This is a genomic window from Streptomyces sp. CNS606 (genome assembly GCF_000426325.1).
In genome coordinates, this window is record NZ_AUFD01000023.1 from 76,817 (window position 1) to 92,611 (window position 15,795).

The 15,795-nt window shown below is 72.1% G+C and carries 14 protein-coding genes, 1 rRNA gene and 1 riboswitch; of the genes, 3 read left to right on the forward strand and 12 right to left on the reverse strand.

The features are described from left to right. The first annotated feature begins 453 nt into the window (after positions 1-453). Complete coding sequence (locus tag K304_RS0117180; RefSeq protein WP_027764775.1) at positions 454-1,053, forward strand: hypothetical protein; 600 nt, start codon at positions 454-456, stop codon at positions 1,051-1,053. A gap of 182 nt (positions 1,054-1,235) precedes the next feature. Next, positions 1,236-1,442, forward strand: a complete 207-nt coding sequence (locus K304_RS0117185) for a DUF5999 family protein (protein ID WP_027764776.1) — start codon at positions 1,236-1,238, stop codon at positions 1,440-1,442. A gap of 77 nt (positions 1,443-1,519) precedes the next feature. Here K304_RS0117185 and gcvP read toward each other — a convergent pair whose 3' ends face one another. Further along, positions 1,520-4,405, reverse strand: a complete 2,886-nt coding sequence (gcvP, locus tag K304_RS0117190; RefSeq protein WP_027764777.1) for an aminomethyl-transferring glycine dehydrogenase — start codon at positions 4,403-4,405, stop codon at positions 1,520-1,522. Between the two features lie 189 nt (positions 4,406-4,594). Next, positions 4,595-4,692, reverse strand: a riboswitch (glycine riboswitch). Positions 4,693-4,822: 130 nt separating this feature from the next. On the opposite strand from gcvP, the gene K304_RS0117195 reads away from it, so the two are divergent. Beyond that, positions 4,823-5,203, forward strand: coding sequence for a PRC-barrel domain-containing protein (locus K304_RS0117195; protein ID WP_027764778.1), 381 nt, complete (start codon positions 4,823-4,825; stop codon positions 5,201-5,203). On the opposite strand, the gene K304_RS0117200 is transcribed toward K304_RS0117195, so the two are convergent. From K304_RS0117200 to rrf, 11 genes are all read right to left on the reverse strand, one after another. Further along, entirely contained in the window at positions 5,116-6,645 is a 1,530-nt protein-coding gene (locus K304_RS0117200) for a DNA polymerase IV (protein WP_027764779.1), read from the reverse strand. The two genes, K304_RS0117195 and K304_RS0117200, sit on opposite strands and share 88 nt — an antisense overlap. 118 nt (positions 6,646-6,763) lie before the next feature. Continuing rightward, positions 6,764-7,357, reverse strand: coding sequence for a MerR family transcriptional regulator (locus K304_RS0117205; RefSeq protein WP_027764780.1), 594 nt, complete (start codon positions 7,355-7,357; stop codon positions 6,764-6,766). A 213-nt stretch (positions 7,358-7,570) separates the two neighbouring features. Next, complete coding sequence (locus K304_RS0117210) at positions 7,571-8,044, reverse strand: bifunctional nuclease family protein (protein WP_027764781.1); 474 nt, start codon at positions 8,042-8,044, stop codon at positions 7,571-7,573. A gap of 70 nt (positions 8,045-8,114) precedes the next feature. Then, positions 8,115-8,879 (reverse strand): transcriptional regulator FtsR, encoded by a 765-nt coding sequence (gene ftsR, locus K304_RS0117215; RefSeq protein ID WP_027764782.1) that lies wholly within the window; start codon positions 8,877-8,879, stop codon positions 8,115-8,117. A gap of 32 nt (positions 8,880-8,911) precedes the next feature. Further along, positions 8,912-9,703, reverse strand: coding sequence for an FHA domain-containing protein (locus K304_RS32215; protein ID WP_106965613.1), 792 nt, complete (start codon positions 9,701-9,703; stop codon positions 8,912-8,914). Between the two features lie 166 nt (positions 9,704-9,869). Beyond that, positions 9,870-10,859: a DUF881 domain-containing protein gene (locus K304_RS0117225; RefSeq protein ID WP_037790790.1), complete on the reverse strand. Its 990-nt coding sequence runs from the start codon at positions 10,857-10,859 to the stop codon at positions 9,870-9,872. A gap of 5 nt (positions 10,860-10,864) precedes the next feature. Then, a complete protein-coding gene (locus K304_RS0117230; protein WP_027764785.1) occupies positions 10,865-11,197 on the reverse strand; it encodes a small basic family protein in 333 nt (110 codons plus the stop codon). Next, positions 11,194-12,099, reverse strand: coding sequence for a DUF881 domain-containing protein (locus tag K304_RS0117235; RefSeq protein ID WP_199779629.1), 906 nt, complete (start codon positions 12,097-12,099; stop codon positions 11,194-11,196). The genes K304_RS0117230 and K304_RS0117235 overlap by 4 nt, the downstream gene beginning before the upstream one ends. Positions 12,100-12,198: 99 nt before the next feature. Beyond that, a complete protein-coding gene (locus tag K304_RS0117240; RefSeq protein WP_027764787.1) occupies positions 12,199-14,694 on the reverse strand; it encodes a mannose-1-phosphate guanyltransferase in 2,496 nt (831 codons plus the stop codon). A gap of 111 nt (positions 14,695-14,805) precedes the next feature. Continuing rightward, the gene (gene clsA, locus K304_RS0117245) at positions 14,806-15,414 is read right to left on the reverse strand and encodes a cardiolipin synthase ClsA (RefSeq protein ID WP_027764788.1); all 609 of its coding nucleotides are present in this window, start codon (positions 15,412-15,414) and stop codon (positions 14,806-14,808) included. A gap of 150 nt (positions 15,415-15,564) precedes the next feature. Next, a 5S ribosomal RNA gene (gene rrf, locus K304_RS0117250) occupies positions 15,565-15,681 on the reverse strand. Positions 15,682-15,795 lie beyond the last annotated feature (114 nt).

The window sequence follows — 15,795 nt, forward strand, 5'->3', positions numbered from 1 at the left end:
GTCACCTGATGATGCCCAGGGCGATGATCCGCAATCCCTCGGCGAACCCCCGGGTAACCGTTATCGTGCCGGGGAAATCCTCTGGCACATTCCTTCGGCATACGGCTCACGGTCAGGGCGTCGCGCAAGGGCCGGGGGAAAGGGCCACAGCAGAACCGGCCGACCCGGTTTCCGCCGAAGGCCGAGGCGAGCGCTTCGGCGGGGTGGACGGAGCAGGAGGAAATGCCTCCGGAAATCGGCGTGAAGTCGCCTTGTGGAAACATCTCTGCGTCGTTAGCCGAAACCGCCGGGGAACTGGTGTCGTATAAACTCTGCCGACGAGGCCGAGACCCCGCGTCGAACGACCGTCTGCCCGCTGCGCCGGCTACGGTCCTGCGGCCGCCCGGGCCGAACAGCGCCGTCCGCGCCCCGCCCCCGCTCCCGTGTGCCTGTCGAGGTGAGAGGCGACCCATCATGCCCCTGCGTTTTGCCCCTGCTCCGGCGACCGCCCGGCAGAGTGTCCTGTCGGCCCTCGAATCCGGCGCCGGGCCGGTCCCGGCCCGGCTGCGTCCCGAACTCGCTCTGCCGGTGCACGAGATCACCGGTGTGAGCCGGCAGGGGCCACCGCGCACCGGGCTGACCGGCTGGCGCTTCCTGCTGGCACCGGTGCCGGCGGCGCCCGCATCGGACGGGAGGCCGGCGGCGCCCGGGCCGGCATCCCCTTCGCCGGTGAGCGCGGCGGAGACCATGCCGACGGCGGACGGCTGGGCGTTCGCCCACTTCCGCGGCGGCCCGTACGTGTCCGCCACCCTGCGCGCGCTCGGCCAGGCCGAAGGACTGCCGCTGCCGTACCAGCCGCGGCTGCTGTCGGTGCCGGAGCTGTACATGCTGACCCTCTGGCTGCACTCCGTCGCGGACGCCGACCCCGCCGCACACTCTCCCGACGCCGCCGACCTGGTGATCCCGCTGGCCCCGGCGCCGCCCGGCATCGCCTCCCACCAGCCGCAGCGGGTCGACACCCTGCTACCGCTGCTGACACACCGCCTGCGCTCCGTGCCGCTGATCGGCGCCTGAAACCACCCGTCCGGGTGAAACGTCCCTCCCTACGAGGAGTGCTGCCGCGAAACGCCTGCGGGCCCTTCGCCCGCAGGGGGACACTGGGACAGACCTTGAGGGAACGGGGAACGGCCATGGACGCCACACCGAGCCGCAGGACGATCAGGACCGTCGAGACCACACAACGGAAGACGCCGACGATGTGCCAGCACCAGCCACCCTGCCCGACCGCGGAATCCGCCGACCGGGAGGCCGCCCATCTCGTGGCGCACCACCCGGAGCAGGGCTGGAGCCTGCTCTGCAACGGTGTCCTCGTCTTCGAGGACACCGGGGAACTGCTCCCGGACGGCCGGGTCATCGCCCCGCACCGCCCCCTGGACGCGCTGCGCGTCGCGCAGGCGGCGTGAACCGGGATGCAGCGACGGGGACGGGCCCGGGCCGGCGGTGACGCCGGCCCGGGCCCGTCGTGGGCCGGGGGACGGCCTCAGCCGTCGTACTCCTCGACCGGCGGGCAGGAGCACACCAGGTTGCGGTCGCCGAACGCACCGTCGATGCGGCGCACCGGCGGCCAGTACTTGTCCGCCGCCTGCACCCCGGCCGGGAAGGCCGCCTCGGCGCGGGTGTACGGGAAGTCCCAGCCGCCGCTGAGCTGGGCCGCCGTGTGCGGGGCGTTGCGCAGCGGGCTGTTCTCGGCGCTCCACTCGCCGGAGGAGACCTTGTCGACCTCGGCGCGGATGGCGATCATCGCCTCGCAGAAGCGGTCGACCTCGGCGAGGTCCTCGCTCTCGGTGGGCTCGATCATCAGCGTGCCGGCGACCGGGAACGACATCGTCGGGGCGTGGAAGCCGTAGTCGATCAGCCGCTTGGCGACGTCGTCGATGCTGACGCCGGTCGCCTTGGTCAGCGGCCGCACGTCGATGATGCACTCGTGCGCGACCAGGCCGTGCGGGCCGGTGTAGAGGACCGGGAAATGCGGCTCCAGGCGCTTGGCGATGTAGTTGGCGCTCAGCACGGCGACCTGGGTCGCGCGCCGCAGTCCCTCGCCGCCCATCAGCCGCATGTAGGCCCACGAGATCGGCAGGATGCCGGCCGAGCCCCACGGAGCGCCGGAGATCGGTCCGATACCGGTTTCCGGGCCCGCCAGCGGCTGGAGCGGGTGGTTGGGCAGGTACGGGGCCAGGTGGGCGCGGACGCCGACCGGGCCGACGCCGGGGCCGCCGCCGCCGTGCGGGATGCAGAACGTCTTGTGCAGGTTGAGGTGCGAGACGTCGGCGCCGAAGCGGCCCGGGCGGGCGAGTCCGAGGAGCGCGTTGAGGTTGGCGCCGTCGACGTACACCTGGCCTCCCGCGTCGTGCACGGCGGCGCAGACCTCGGAGATGTTCTCCTCGAAGACGCCGTGCGTGGATGGGTAGGTGACCATGAGGACGGCCAGCCGGTCGCCGTGCTGCGCGATCTTCTCGCGCAGGTCCTCCATGGTGATGTCACCCTCTTCGCCGGTCTTGACGATGACGACCTTCATGCCGGCCATCACGGCGCTGGCGGCGTTGGTGCCGTGTGCGGAGGACGGGATGAGGCAGACGTCGCGCTGGTCGTCGCCGTTGGCGCGGTGGTAGGCGCGGACGGCGAGGAGACCGGCGAGTTCGCCCTGGGAGCCGGCGTTGGGCTGGATGGAGACCTTGTCGTAGCCCGTGACCTCGGCGAGGCGCTCCTCGAGCTCGCGGATCAGGGTGAGGTAGCCCTCGGCCTGGTCGGCGGGCGCGAAGGGATGCAGCCCGCCGAACTCGGGCCAGGTGACGGCCTCCATCTCGGTGGTGGCGTTCAGCTTCATGGTGCACGAGCCCAGCGGGATCATGCCGCGGTCCAGCGCGTAGTCGCGGTCGGCGAGGCGGCGCAGGTAGCGCAGCAGGGACGTCTCCGAGCGGTACTCGTGGAAGACCGGGTGCGTCAGGTACTCGTCGGTGCGCAGCAGGTCCCCGGGGAGGGCGTCCGCGACGGCGCCGTCGAGCTCCTCGACGTCGGCCTGCACGCCGAACGCATGCCACACAGCGGTGAGCTGCTCACGGGTGGTGGTCTCGTCGCACGCCATGCCGACGTGGTCGGCGTCGACGTGGCGGAGGTTCACCCCGGCCTCGCGGGCCCGCTCGACGATCTCGGCGGCGCGGCCGGGCACCCGGGCGGTGACGGTGTCGAAGAACGCGCCGGTCGTCACCTCGACGCCGCCGTCGCTCAGGCCGCGGGCGAGCAGGGTCGCGTAGCGGTGGGTGCGGCGGGCGATCGCGGCAAGTCCGTCGGGACCGTGGTGGACGGCGTACATGCCGGCCATGACGGCGAGCAGCACCTGCGCGGTGCAGATGTTACTGGTGGCCTTCTCGCGGCGGATGTGCTGTTCGCGGGTCTGGAGGGCGAGGCGGTATGCCTGGGTGCCGTCGGCGTCCCTGGAGACGCCGACCAGACGGCCGGGCAGGCTGCGGGCGAACGTGTCGCGGACGGCCATGTAGCCGGCGTGCGGGCCACCGAAGCCCATGGGCACGCCGAAGCGCTGGCTGGAGCCGACGGCGATGTCCGCGCCCAGGTCGCCCGGCGAGGTCAGCAGGGTGAGGGCGAGCAGGTCGGCGGCGACGGTGACGATCGCGCCGAGGCCGTGCGCCTGCTCGATGACGGAACGGTGGTCCCGCACGGCGCCGGAGGCGCCCGGGTACTGGAGCAGCAGGCCGAAGACGCCGCGCTCGGCGATCTCGGCGGGGATGCCGTCGGTCAGGTCGGCGACGACGACCTCGACGCCGGTGGGTTCGGCGCGGGTCCGGAGCACGGCGACGGTCTGCGGCAGGCAGTCCGCGTCGACGAGGAAGACGCCCTTCTTGACCTTGCCCACGCGTCGCGCGAGCGCCATGGCCTCGGCGGCGGCGGTGGGCTCGTCCAGCAGCGACGCACCGGAGGTGGGCAGACCGGTGAGGTCGGCGACGACGGTCTGGAAGTTCAGCAGCGCCTCGAGGCGGCCCTGGGAGATCTCCGGCTGGTAGGGCGTGTAGGCGGTGTACCAGGCCGGGTTCTCCATCACGTTGCGGAGCACCACGGGCGGGGTGAACGTGCCGTAGTAGCCCAGCCCGATCATCGAGGACAGCACGCTGTTGCGCCGCGCCAGGTCGCGCAGCTCGGCCAGGACCTCGGCCTCGGTGCGCCCCTCGGGGAGCTGGAGCCGGTCGGTGCTCTTGATGACGTCGGGCACCGCGGCGGCGGTGAGCTCGTCGAGCGAGGCGTATCCGAGATGCGCGAGCATCTTGGCCTGCGCGCCGTGGTCGGGTCCGACGTGGCGCTGTTCGAAGGGCGTGCCGCGCTCGAGCTCGGCGAGGGAGATGCGGGTGTCGGTCATCTGCGGGGGCCTCCTGGTCGTGAGCGACCTGCGAGGGGCACCACGGCCGGTGCCCGGACGGCCTCCCCCTCTGTCATCGCAACCTGAGAGCTTCACCCGGCGGGGCCTTGCGGGGCAGCCGGGCTTTCACCGTCGGTGAGGGGGAGCCCCAGGCACGGGTCCGTGGCCCACCCTGCTTTCCAGAGTGACCTCGTCCGCACGGTACGTGAGCCTGAGAGATTCCGGGGAGGAGTTGCTCCTTCGGCGCCTCCGGCGCTGCCGCCGGAGAGCTCTCCCGCACGGGGTCGACAGCCTTCGCCCCGAGCGTACCAGCGAGGGGCCGGAAGGGAACGGGCGCGGCTCTCGAGTGGCCGTCGCGGGCGAAGTGGCCAATCGTTGGGAGGGGGCCCGTGCAGTGTGCGAGCAGCTGGAGGCAGCGTGCAGACGGACATCGACCCGCGGAGCCTGATAGGCCGCAGAGCGTTCGACCGCGACGGACTCAAGATCGGCACCGTGGACGAGGTCTACCTGGACGACGCGACCGGGGAACCCGAGTGGGCGGCGGTGCGCACGGGTCTGTTCAGCCGGGACGCGTTCGTGCCGCTGGAGCCGAGCCTGCTGGACGGCGAAGTGCTGCGGGTGCCCTTCGAGCGGGCTCTGATCAAGGACGCGCCGGACTTCGGTGTGGGCCGCCACCTGTCGCCAGAGCAGGAACTCCAGCTCTACCACCACTACGGCCTGGACGTGCCTTCCGCTCCCGGCCCGCCGGCCGTGCCGCCGGACCGGGACTTCGGCCGGATCGCCGGTTCCGAGGGCTGACCGGCCCCGGAGAGCCGCGCCTCCTGCGGCGGCCCTCCCCCGGAGGCGGAGCGGCCCTCGGACGGCGGGCCGGGCACGAGCATGGGCGGGTCGGTCGCGGTCAGCTCCGGGTCGTCGACGGGGAAGGTGCGGACGGGTCCGGGCGGCGAGCCGGGCTGTTCGAAGCGGACGGTGACCCGGCCGACGCCGCTGCCCTGCACCCAGCCGGGGCCGTGGGCCGGGTGGTGGACGTCGAGGCCCGGCAGCCACCGGCGCGACCGCTCCCCGGACGGCTGGGGCGCTCCGCCGTCCGCCGCGCCGCCGGGGCGGGCCGGGGCGCCGTGGGCACCGCCCGGGTCCGGCACGTCACCGCCCTCCGCCTCGGCGGAGGCGGCGGCCTGGGCGAACAGGTCCTCCTGGGTGTAGTCGGCGAGGCCGCTGACCCCCACACCGAGGAGGCGCACCCCGGCCGTGGTGTCGATGCCGTCGAGCAGTCTGGCCGCGGCGGCGCGGACGACGGCGGGGTCGTCGGTCGGTCCGCGCAGCGTCTCGGAGCGGGTGAGGGTGGAGAAGTCGTAGCTGCGCACCTTCACGACCACGGTGCGGCCGGAGCGGCCGGCCTCCCGCAGCCGGTGCACGCAGCGGCCGGCGAGGCGCGCCACCTCGGTCTGCACGCGCGTGCGGTCGGTGAGGTCGACGTCGTAGGTGTCCTCGACCGACACCGATTTCGCGTCCCGCTCGGCGACGACGGGCCGGTCGTCCAGGCCGAGAGCCATGGCGTACAGCGCGCTGCCGTGGGCCCGCCCGAGCAGCCGCAGCAGTTCGTCCTCCCCCGCCTCCGCGGTGTCGCCGACGGTGGCGATGCCGGCACGGCGCAGCAGCTCGGCGGTGGCGGGCCCGACCCCGGGGAGAGTGCGCACGGGCAGCGGCGCCAGCAGTGCGCGTTCGGTGCCGGGTTCCACGACGACCAGCCCGTCGGGCTTGGCGCGTTCGGAGGCGATCTTGGCGAGGAGTTTGGAGCCCGCCAGCCCCACCGAACCGCTCAGCCCGGTCTCGGCCCGGATGTCGGCGCGAAGGCGGTGGGCGACGGCGGTGGCCGCCGCCGAGTCCGCTGCGGCCCCGCCCGCTTCGAGGTCGACGAAGGCCTCGTCCAGGCTGAGGGGCTCGACGAGCGGTGAGAGCGCGGACAGCCGTTCCATCACCCGGCCGCTGATCCGGCGGTAGAGCCCGAAGCGCGGAGTGAGGTAGGCGGCGTTGGGGCAGCGGCGGCGCGCCTGAGCCGTGGGCATGGCGGAATGGACGCCGAACCGGCGCGCCTCGTAGGAGGCGGTGGCCACGACCCCGCGGGGTCCGAGGCCGCCCACGATCACGGGCTTTCCGCGCAGACTGGGCTTCGCCGCCTGCTCCACGGCGGCGTAGAACGCGTCCATGTCGAGATGGAGGACCGTCGCTGCGCCTCTCACACCACCGATGCTGCCCTACGGCGCTGACAGCCGCCCGGACGGCCGTCCCGGGGAGGGACGCGGTGCCCGCAGGGCCGGACAGCGCCGCGGGCAGGGCTCTCTGCGTCGCCGCAGAAGTTCAGCCCGCACGGTCGCGGCGGCGCCGGGCCAGTTCGTCGGCCGGATGGTGCGCGGTGACGGTCTCGCCGGTGTCGACCCGTTCGGCGTGCAGCTGCGACAGGGCCCCCTGAACATCCCGCCACACCACGCCGACGGCGATGCCGAACACGCCCTGACCGGCCTGGAGCAGGTCGACGACGTCGTCGGGGGAAGCGCACTCGTAGACCGTGGCGCCGTCGCTCATGAGGGTGAGCCGGGCGAGGTCGGTGCGTCCGTGGGAGCGCAGGTGCTGCACGGCGGCACGGATGCTCTGCAGCGACACCCCGGTGTCGAGCAGACGCTTGACGATCTTGAGGACGACGACGTCGCGGAAGCTGTAGAGCCGCTGGGTGCCGGAGCCGTGGGCGGAGCGGATACCGGGTTCGACCAGGCCGGTGCGGGCCCAGTAGTCGAGCTGGCGGTAGGTGATGCCTGCGGCGGCGCAGGCCGTGGGACCCCGGTAGCCGAGGTTCTCCTCGCCGGAGGCGGTGGGAGCGGGTGCGGGGCCTGCCGGGGACGCGGTCCCCGCTCGGGAGGGTTCGCCCGCCGCCACGCCGTCGCCGGTGCTTCTCACGCCGACCTCCGTCCCTTCCCGTTCCGGGCCCCGGAAGATGCCCACTTGAAGGTAGGCAGTCGCTCCGGGTGCGTCAACGATCGCCACACTCGGCACGCCGAGTGATAATCACCCGAAGAGTGGTTTACCGGGCTTCAGAGCGGGGACGGACGCCGGTTGGGCGCACGGCGGCGTCACGGGACGGGACGGGACGGGCCGCCGGGGTCCCGCCGGTCATTGACTGCTGGTGCCGAAGTCCTCGGGGGAGATCTGGTCGAGGAACTCGCGGAACTTCTCGACCTCGTCCTCCTGCTCGTCCGGGATGGCGATGCCGGCGTCGTCCAGCACGCCGTCGCTGCCGTAGATCGGGGTCCCGGTGCGCAGGGCCAGCGCGATGGCGTCGGAGGGCCGGGCGCTGACCTCGACGCCGCTGGCGAAGACCAGCTCGGCGTAGAAGACGCCTTCCCGCAGGTCGGTGATGCGCACGGCGGTCAGTTCCTGTCCCACTGCCTCCAGCACGTCCTTGAACAGGTCGTGTGTCAGGGGACGGGCCGGCGTCATGCCCTGCTGGGCGAACGCGATGGCGGTCGCCTCTCCCGGACCGATCCAGATGGGGAGGTACCGGTCGCCCCCCACTTCCCGCAGGAGAACGATCGGCTGGTTGGAGGGCATTTCGACCCGGACACCCACGACGTCGAGCTCGTTCACACAGCAACCCTAGGACGTGCCCGGCCTGTTTGGATAGTCGGGCACGCTTTCGGCGTGGGCGTCGGCGTGCTCAGCGGGCCCGGCTCTCGCCGTGTGGAGCGGGCTCCAGGGCGGCACGCAGGAAGGCGTCGTGCAGGCGGGCGGTGAGGTGGGCCAGGTCCCGTGCGGTGGCCTCGGCGTCCTCCCGGACCCGTGGGTCGCGGTTGGCCCGCAGCGGGGCGACGACCTGTTGCACGAGGGCCGCGGAACGGTCGGCGGCCGCCTTGACGGCCCTCAGGTGCCGCGGCTCGAGCCCGTGCCCGCCGAGCTCGGCGAGGGTACGGGCGAGGGCCACCTGTGCCACGTCGTAGTGACCGGCGGCGTCCGGACGGAGCAGTCCGTACTCCTCCCAGCGTGCGCACTGCGCCTCGTCGGCCCCGGTCGCGGCGAGCAGGCGCGCCCGCCCGGTGCGTACCCGCCGGTCGCGGGGATGCCCGTCGGCGGGAGCGGGGTGGGCTGCGGCGTCCAGGCCGTCACCCGGCTCGCCGAGGCGTTCCCGGATGGCGTGCAGCGGCAGGCAGTGGTCGCGCTGGAGGCCGAGGACGTGGCGGAGCCGCCGGACGTCGGCGTCGCGGAAGCGGCGCTGCCCTCCGGCTCCACGCTCCGGGCGGACGAGGCCCTCCGCCTCCAGGAAGCGGATCCTGGACACGGTGACCTCGGGGAAGTCCTTCCGCAGCGCCGCGAGCACGGTGCCGATGCTCTGCGGTCGCTCCTCCGGGGCGGCCGCTGCGCCCCGGAGCGACGGCTCCCGGGTGGCGGTGCCCCCGAGGGCACCGCCGGTGGGTGTGTGCGGCATGGAGCCTCCCGCGGGTCGATACCCCCGGGTGGTCAGGCGCTGCGCGGGCTGGCGAAGAACACCAGCCGGTACTTGCCGATCTGCACCTCGTCGCCGTTGGCGAGCGGGATGCCGGTCTCGATCCGCTCCCGGTTGACGTAGGTGCCGTTCAGGCTGCCGACGTCGGAGACGGTGAACACCCCGTCCGGGCCGCGACGGAACTCCACGTGACGCCGCGAAACCGTGACGTCGTCGAGGAAGATGTCGCTCTCCGGGTGGCGGCCGGCGGTGGTGAGCTCGCCGTCGAGCAGGAAGCGGCTGCCGGAGTTGGGCCCGCGCCGCACCACGAGCAGGGCCGAGCCCAGCGGCAGCGCGTCCACGGCGGCCTGCGCCTCGGGGGGCAGCGGCGCCACGTGCTGGCCCGTCGCCTCGGAGTCGTAGGCCTCGAGTCCGGAGATGGAGATGGTCGAGGTCGTCTCCGAGGGGGCCTCGGGCGGGGGCACGCTGCCCCGCAGCGGTGCACCGCACTGCGAGCAGAAGCGGCTCTCCTCCGCAGCGCGCGTACCGCACCTCGAACAGACCGGCAAGGCAGATCCTCCACCCGTTGGTGAGGTTGATGGATCTGTGGAACCTATGCGCGCCGCGGCTCCGGGGTCAACAGAAACTCCGCCCGCGGCGGGAGAAGTACCGCCGGTCGGCCCATTCACCTCGTCACGGAACATGGGACGCTCGTGACCGGCCGTCTCGGCGGGCGCACCGTCGCCGCCGTGCCGCGGGGCGCGGTGGCGGCCGTCGCCACTGCCGTCCTTGCGGCTCTTGCCGAACAACCTGGAAAGAAAACTCACGGGCGATTCCCCTCGCACGAAACAGACCCGCCCGTGGGGCAGGACAGATCCTCGATGCTCTGATTGGCCATTGCGCAGATCGCGGAAACGTGCCTGGCCTGGGCACAGTCTCCCTGACGCCGTCCGTCGCTCCCCCGCCGACCCCCTGAAAGAATCATCGCCCACCTCACTGTGATGACCGAGCGTAGTCAGGGCGTTCCGGCTTGCGCAAGGCATCCACGACGATCTTCTCCTCGCGGGTGACCTGCACGACGGCCTGCTCCTTCTCGAGCGTCTGCACCACACCGCCCGGAATGTTCAGGGCGGGCTCCAGGTCCTCCGGCTCCCCGATGGCCAGGAAGCGGAACGGGGCGCCGACCTTCTTCCCGTCGATGCGGACGTCGCCGCCGCTTCCGGTGAAGTAGGTGCCGGCGGCGACACGCACGTCGTTGATCTCGATGGCCTCCGCACCGGCCGCGCGCAGCTCCTGAATGGCGTCCAGCAGCATGTCGGACTCGACCGCACCGGCCGGGTCGGAGACGGTGATGCGGAGCCCCGGCCCTTCGGCGGCGACCGTGCCGGCCAGGACGCCGAGCTGCCGCTTCTTCTGCTGGGTCTGCTTGCGTGCCTCTTCGGCCTGGTCGGAGCTGGTCTCCAGTTCGCGGCGCTGGTCCTCCAGGCGCTGCTTCTCGTCCTGGAGGCGCGTGGTGCGGTCGTCGAGCTCGTCGAGGATGCGCACCAGGTCCTCCTGCCGGGCGTCGCGCAGCGGGCTGCTCTCACTGGTACTGCGCACCTGGATGGCGAGGCCGAGGCCGAGGACGAACAGCAGGAGAGCCGCGATCAGCTGGGCGCGGGTGACGCGCGGCGGCCAGATCGCAGCCGCAAGCCGCTGCCGTCCGGTCGGTTCCGCGTCACCGGACGCGGCGGCGGACGGGTCGGCGGCGGACGGTCCTTCGTCCGCGGGCCCGGGGGTCGCCGGTCCGGGGGCCGCCGGTCGGTCGCCGGGCGTCGCCGGTCCGTCCGGCGGCGGGGTCGCCGGTCCGGGACCGGTCCGGGGCGCCTCCGGCGGGCCCGGCGGAGTGCCGCCGCGCGGGCGTTCCGGCGGCAGCTCGGGGCCGACGGGGCCGGGTGCGCGGCCGGGTGCGGGGCCGTCCGGCTCGTGGTCGTCGTCGCTCATCGGCCTCACGCCCGGAACACGTGCCGCCGGATCGCGGCGGCGTTGGAGAAGATGCGGATGCCCAGGACGACCACCACGCCGGTGGAGAGCTGCGCACCGACGCCCAGCTTGTCACCCAGGTAGACGATGAGGGCGGCGACGACCACGTTGGACAGGAACGACACCACGAACACCTTGTCGTTGAAGATCCCGTCCAGCATGGCGCGCAGCCCGCCGAACACCGCGTCGAGTGCCGCGACGACGGCGATCGGCAGGTACGGCTCGACCACGGTAGGCACCACCGGCCGGACGAAGAGTCCGGCCACGACTCCCACGACGAGGCCCAGTACGGCGATCACGATGTGCTGCCCTTCTCTGTCTTCACGGGCTCCGCTGTGCGTACGATCAGGCTCGCCGCGGCCGGCAGCCGGACCTGGTCCTGCTCGCTGATGCTGTAGCGCACCCCGTAGTTCTCCTTCAGCACCTGCAGGTATCGGCCGTCCACGCTGTCCTTGAACGCGTCGGCGAGTTCGCTGCCGTCGCCCACCGCGAGAACGTCGTACGGCGGCGCGAGCGGCTTGTTGTCCACGAGTATGGCGTCACCGGCGGCGCGGATCGCGGACAGGGCGGTGAGCCGCTGCCCGTTGATCGACACGGCTTCCGCGCCGGCGCTCCACATGCCGTTGACGATGCGCTGCATGTCCCGGTCGCGGACCCGCCCGGTGTCGGAGAACCCGGTGTCGGCCCGGGGCCCGTCGCCTCCGCCCCCGGCGCCTTTGGCGTCGTCCACGGTGAGTTCGACACCGGGCCCTTCGACGGGCGTGGCTCCGGAAAGCAGCGCGATCAGTTCGGCCTGATCGCCGCCGTGCCGTTCCAGCGCCTCCCGCTGCATCTCGCCCACGGTGCCGCGCAGCTCGTCGACCCGCTGCTGCAGGGAGTCGGCCGCCGCGGTGTCGTCCTCGACGCGTTCGACCAGTTCCCCACGCTCCCGGGCCAGGGTCGGCGCGTCCATCTGCGCCTGCACCGCGCCCACGGTGACCACCAGGGTGGCCAGGACGACGCCGGCGGCGAGCCAGAGGCGTCCGCGGAGGCTTCGCGGAAGACCGTTCCTGCCCTCGACCCCGTCCCGTGCGGCGGCCTCGGCGTAGCCGTCGTCGAGGCTGTGTTCCATGACGTTGGTGAGCAGCGACATCGAGGCGTCGGGTCGCGCAGGCCGCGCTGCGGTACTCCGTCCGGGGGGCTGCTGCGACATGCCGCACATCGTCGCACGTCGGCCGCCGTTCCGCCGAATGGGCCCTCCGCGTGGGCGGTTGGGACCCATCCGGCGCGTGCGGGATGCCGGCGGCGCGGACCGGAGGGGTCAGCGCCCGGCGCTGTCGACGACTCCCGTCCACTCCTCGAGCAGGGCCTGGGCGGAGGTGTCGTCGGGGCCTTCCGCCCAGAGGTGGGTGACGGCTTCGGCGGGATCGGGCAGGACCATCACCCAGCGGCCGTCGGACTCCACGATCCGCACGCCGTCGGTGGTGTCGACGTCACGGTCGCCGGCGGCCTCGACGACCCGCCGCATCACGGACCCCTTGACGGCCCAGGGCGTGGTCAGGGAGCGGCGCAGCACGTGGGCCTGCGGGATGCGGGCGTCGATCTGGCTGAGGGTGAGCTGGGTGCGGGCGACCAGCCCGAGGAGCCGCACGAAGGCGGCCGTGCCGTCGAAGACGGAGCTGGACTCGGGGACGATGAAGCCGCCGCGGCCGTCGCCGCCGAAGATCGTGGAGTCCTCCCGGCCGACGCGGGTGAGGTCGTCGGGCGAGGTGGTGGTCCACTCCACCTGCGTGCCGTGGTACGCGGCGACCTGCTCGGCGATGCGCGTGGTGGTGACGGGGAGGGCGACCTTTCCGCTGCGGCGTTCGGCCGCCACCAGGTCCAGCATGACGAGCAGCGCCCGGTGGTCCTCGACGATCTCGCCCCGCTCGTCGACGAGCGAGAACCGCTCTCCGACGGGGTCGAAGCGGACACCGAACGCGGCACGCGCGGAGGCGACGATCTCGCCGAGCCGCACCAGGCCGGAGCGGCGGGTGTCGGCGGTCTCCGTGGGGCGGGCCTCGTCCAGGCCGGGGTTGATGGTGAGAGCATCGACGCCGAGCCGGCCGAGGAGGCTGGGGAGGACGAGTCCGGAGCTCCCGTTGGACGCGTCGACGACGACCTTGAGGCCGGACTCGGCGATGCCGTCGGTGTTGACGGCGCGGAGCAGGGAGCCGGTGTAGGAGTCGAAGACGCTGGCGGGGAAGCGGAGGTCGCCGATCTCGCCGGGGAACGCCCGGCGGTACTCCTGCCGGGTGTAGACGCGGTCGAGTTTGCGCTGCGCCGCCTGGGAGAGGTCGGAGCCCCGCTCGTCGAAGAACATGATGTCGACGTTGTCGGGCAGACCCTGGGTGGTGCGGATCATGATGCCGCCGGCGCTGCCGCGGGCCGTCTGCTGGCGGGCGACGGGAAGCGGCACGTTCTCCAGGTCGCGCACGTCGATGGCGCTGGCCTGGAGCGCGGAGATGATGGCGCGCTTGAGTGCGCGGGCGCCACGGGAGTGGTCGCGCGCGGTGGTGACCGTGGACCCCTTCTTGAGGGTGGTGGCGTAGGCGCCGGCGAGCCGGACGGCGAGTTCGGGTGTGATCTCGACGTTGAGGATGCCGCTGACCCCTCGGGCGCCGAAGAGGTGGGCCTGGCCCCGGGACTCCCAGATGACGGAAGTGTTGACGAAGGCACCGGCCTCGACGGTCTTGAAGGGGTAGACGCGGACGTTGCCCTGGACGATGGATTCCTCCCCGACCAGGCACTCGTCGCCGATGACGGCGCCGTCCTCGATGCGGGCGGCGCGCATCACGTCGGTGTTGCGTCCGACGACGCAGCCGCGCAGGTTGGCCTGCTGGCCGATGTAGACGTTGTCGTGGACGACGGCCCGGTGCAGGAAGGCGCCGCTCTTGACGACGACGTTGGAACCGATGACCGAGTGCTCGCGGATCTCGGTGCCGGCTTCGATCTTGGCGTAGTCGCCGATGTACAGGGGGCCTCGCAGCACCGCCTCCGGGTGGACCTCGGCGCCCTCGGCGACCCAGACGCCCGGGGAGATCTCGAAGCCGTCGATGTCGACCTCGACCTTGCCCTCGAGGACGTCGGCCTGCGCCTTGACGTAGCTCTCGTGCGTGCCGACGTCCTCCCAGTAGCCCTCGGCGATGTAGCCGTAGACGGGCTTGCCCTCCTTCATGAGCTGCGGGAAGACGTCGCCGGACCAGTCGACGGGCACGTCGGGGTCGACGTAGTCGAAGACCTCCGGCTCCATCACGTAGATGCCGGTGTTGACGGTGTCGGAGAAGACCTGCCCCCAGGTGGGCTTCTCCAGGAAGCGTTCGACCTTGCCGTCCTCGTCCACGATGGTGATACCGAACTCCAGGGGGTTCGGGACGCGGGTGAGGCAGACGGTGACGAGGGCGCCGCGTTCGCGGTGGAAGCGGACGAGGTCGGTGAGGTCGAAGTCGGTGAGGGCGTCACCGGAGATCACCAGGAAGGAGTCGTCCTTCAGCGCCTCTTCGGCGTTCTTGACGCTGCCGGCCGTGCCGAGCGGCTTCTCCTCGTTGGCGTAGGTCAGCTCCATCCCGAGTTCTTCGCCGTCGCCGAAGTAGTTGCGGACCAATGAGGCGAGGAACTGGACGGTGACGACCGTCTCGCTGAGCCCGTGGCGCTTGAGCAGCCGCAGCACGTGCTCCATGATCGGGCGGTTGGCAACGGGAAGCAGTGGCTTGGGCATGCTCGCGGTCATAGGGCGAAGGCGTGTGCCTTCGCCGCCTGCCATCACGACGGCCTTCATCTCGGAAGCGTCCTCCTCGCGCAGCGACGGTCGAACCGGCTACCACCCTCCCTGAAGGCCCAGGTTGTCACAGGACGGGCACCCGGGACGCGAGGACGCCGCGGGGAGGGATCAGCCGGCTGCGGCGCTCGCTCTGACAAGGCGGCGGACCTGAACGACGTAGAGCACGCCGGCCCACCAGTACAGCGCTGTACCCCAACCTGCGAACGCCCATCCGAAAATAGCAGCGAGTGACGCCAGCCATCCACTTCCGTCACTGAGGAGGAGGAGCGGGAAGGCGTACATCAGGTTGAAGGTGGCGGCCTTGCCGAGGAAGTTCACCTGGGGCGGGGCGAACCCGTGCCGGTCGAGGACCCACACCATGACCAGCAGCAGCGCCTCGCGGGCGAGGAGGATCCCGGTCAGCCAGAGCGGCAGTATGTCGCGCCAGGTGAGCCCGATGAGCGTGGAGAGGATGTACAGCCGGTCGGCAGCCGGGTCGAGGATGCGGCCCAGGTCGCTGACCTGGTTCCACCGCCGGGCGAGTTTGCCGTCGAGGTAGTCGCTCACACCGCTCAGGGCGAGGACGAGGAGTGCCCAGCCGTCGCAGTTGGGGCCGCCGAACTCGGGCCACAGGATGAGCCAGAGAAAGAGCGGGACGCCGACGAGGCGGGCCATGCTCAGGATGTTGGGGATGGTGAAAACCCGGTCCTCGCGGACTGGGGATTCCTGAGCCTCCACCCGGGCCTCCTGGGAGTGACGTGCGCCGATGTGCCGACCCGACGATACCGGCCGGAGGCGGCAACCCGGGCAGAGGGGTGCCGGCGGACTCGGCCGGAAACGGCGAAAGCCCCGCCGGCCCGAAGGCCGACGGGGCTCCCGTCAATGATTGTTCGGCGGCGTCCTACTCTCCCACGAGGTCCCCCTCGCAGTACCATCGGCGCAATGAGGCTTAGCTTCCGGGTTCGGAAAGTAACCGGGCGTTTCCCTCACGCTATAACCACCGAAACACTATGAAACACACAAGAACCGGGAGAACCAGCCGCAACCCCGGATGCCACCAACAGCGGTGGGGGGTTGCGGGGTTCTCGACCTGGTTGTGGTCTCAGAACCCACACAGTG

Coding starts and splice junctions, on each gene's coding strand:
- ftsR (WP_027764782.1), bottom strand. CDS start 8,879: ATGCCGCACACACCCACCGGCGGTGCCCTCGGGGGCACCGCCACCCGG.
- K304_RS0117235 (WP_199779629.1), bottom strand. CDS start 12,099: ATGTGCGGCATGTCGCAGCAGCCCCCCGGACGGAGTACCGCAGCGCGG.
- K304_RS0117240 (WP_027764787.1), bottom strand. CDS start 14,694: ATGAAGGCCGTCGTGATGGCAGGCGGCGAAGGCACACGCCTTCGCCCT.
- gcvP (WP_027764777.1), bottom strand. CDS start 4,405: ATGACCGACACCCGCATCTCCCTCGCCGAGCTCGAGCGCGGCACGCCC.
- K304_RS0117225 (WP_037790790.1), bottom strand. CDS start 10,859: ATGAGCGACGACGACCACGAGCCGGACGGCCCCGCACCCGGCCGCGCA.
- K304_RS0117185 (WP_027764776.1), top strand. CDS start 1,236: ATGTGCCAGCACCAGCCACCCTGCCCGACCGCGGAATCCGCCGACCGG.
- K304_RS0117180 (WP_027764775.1), top strand. CDS start 454: ATGCCCCTGCGTTTTGCCCCTGCTCCGGCGACCGCCCGGCAGAGTGTC.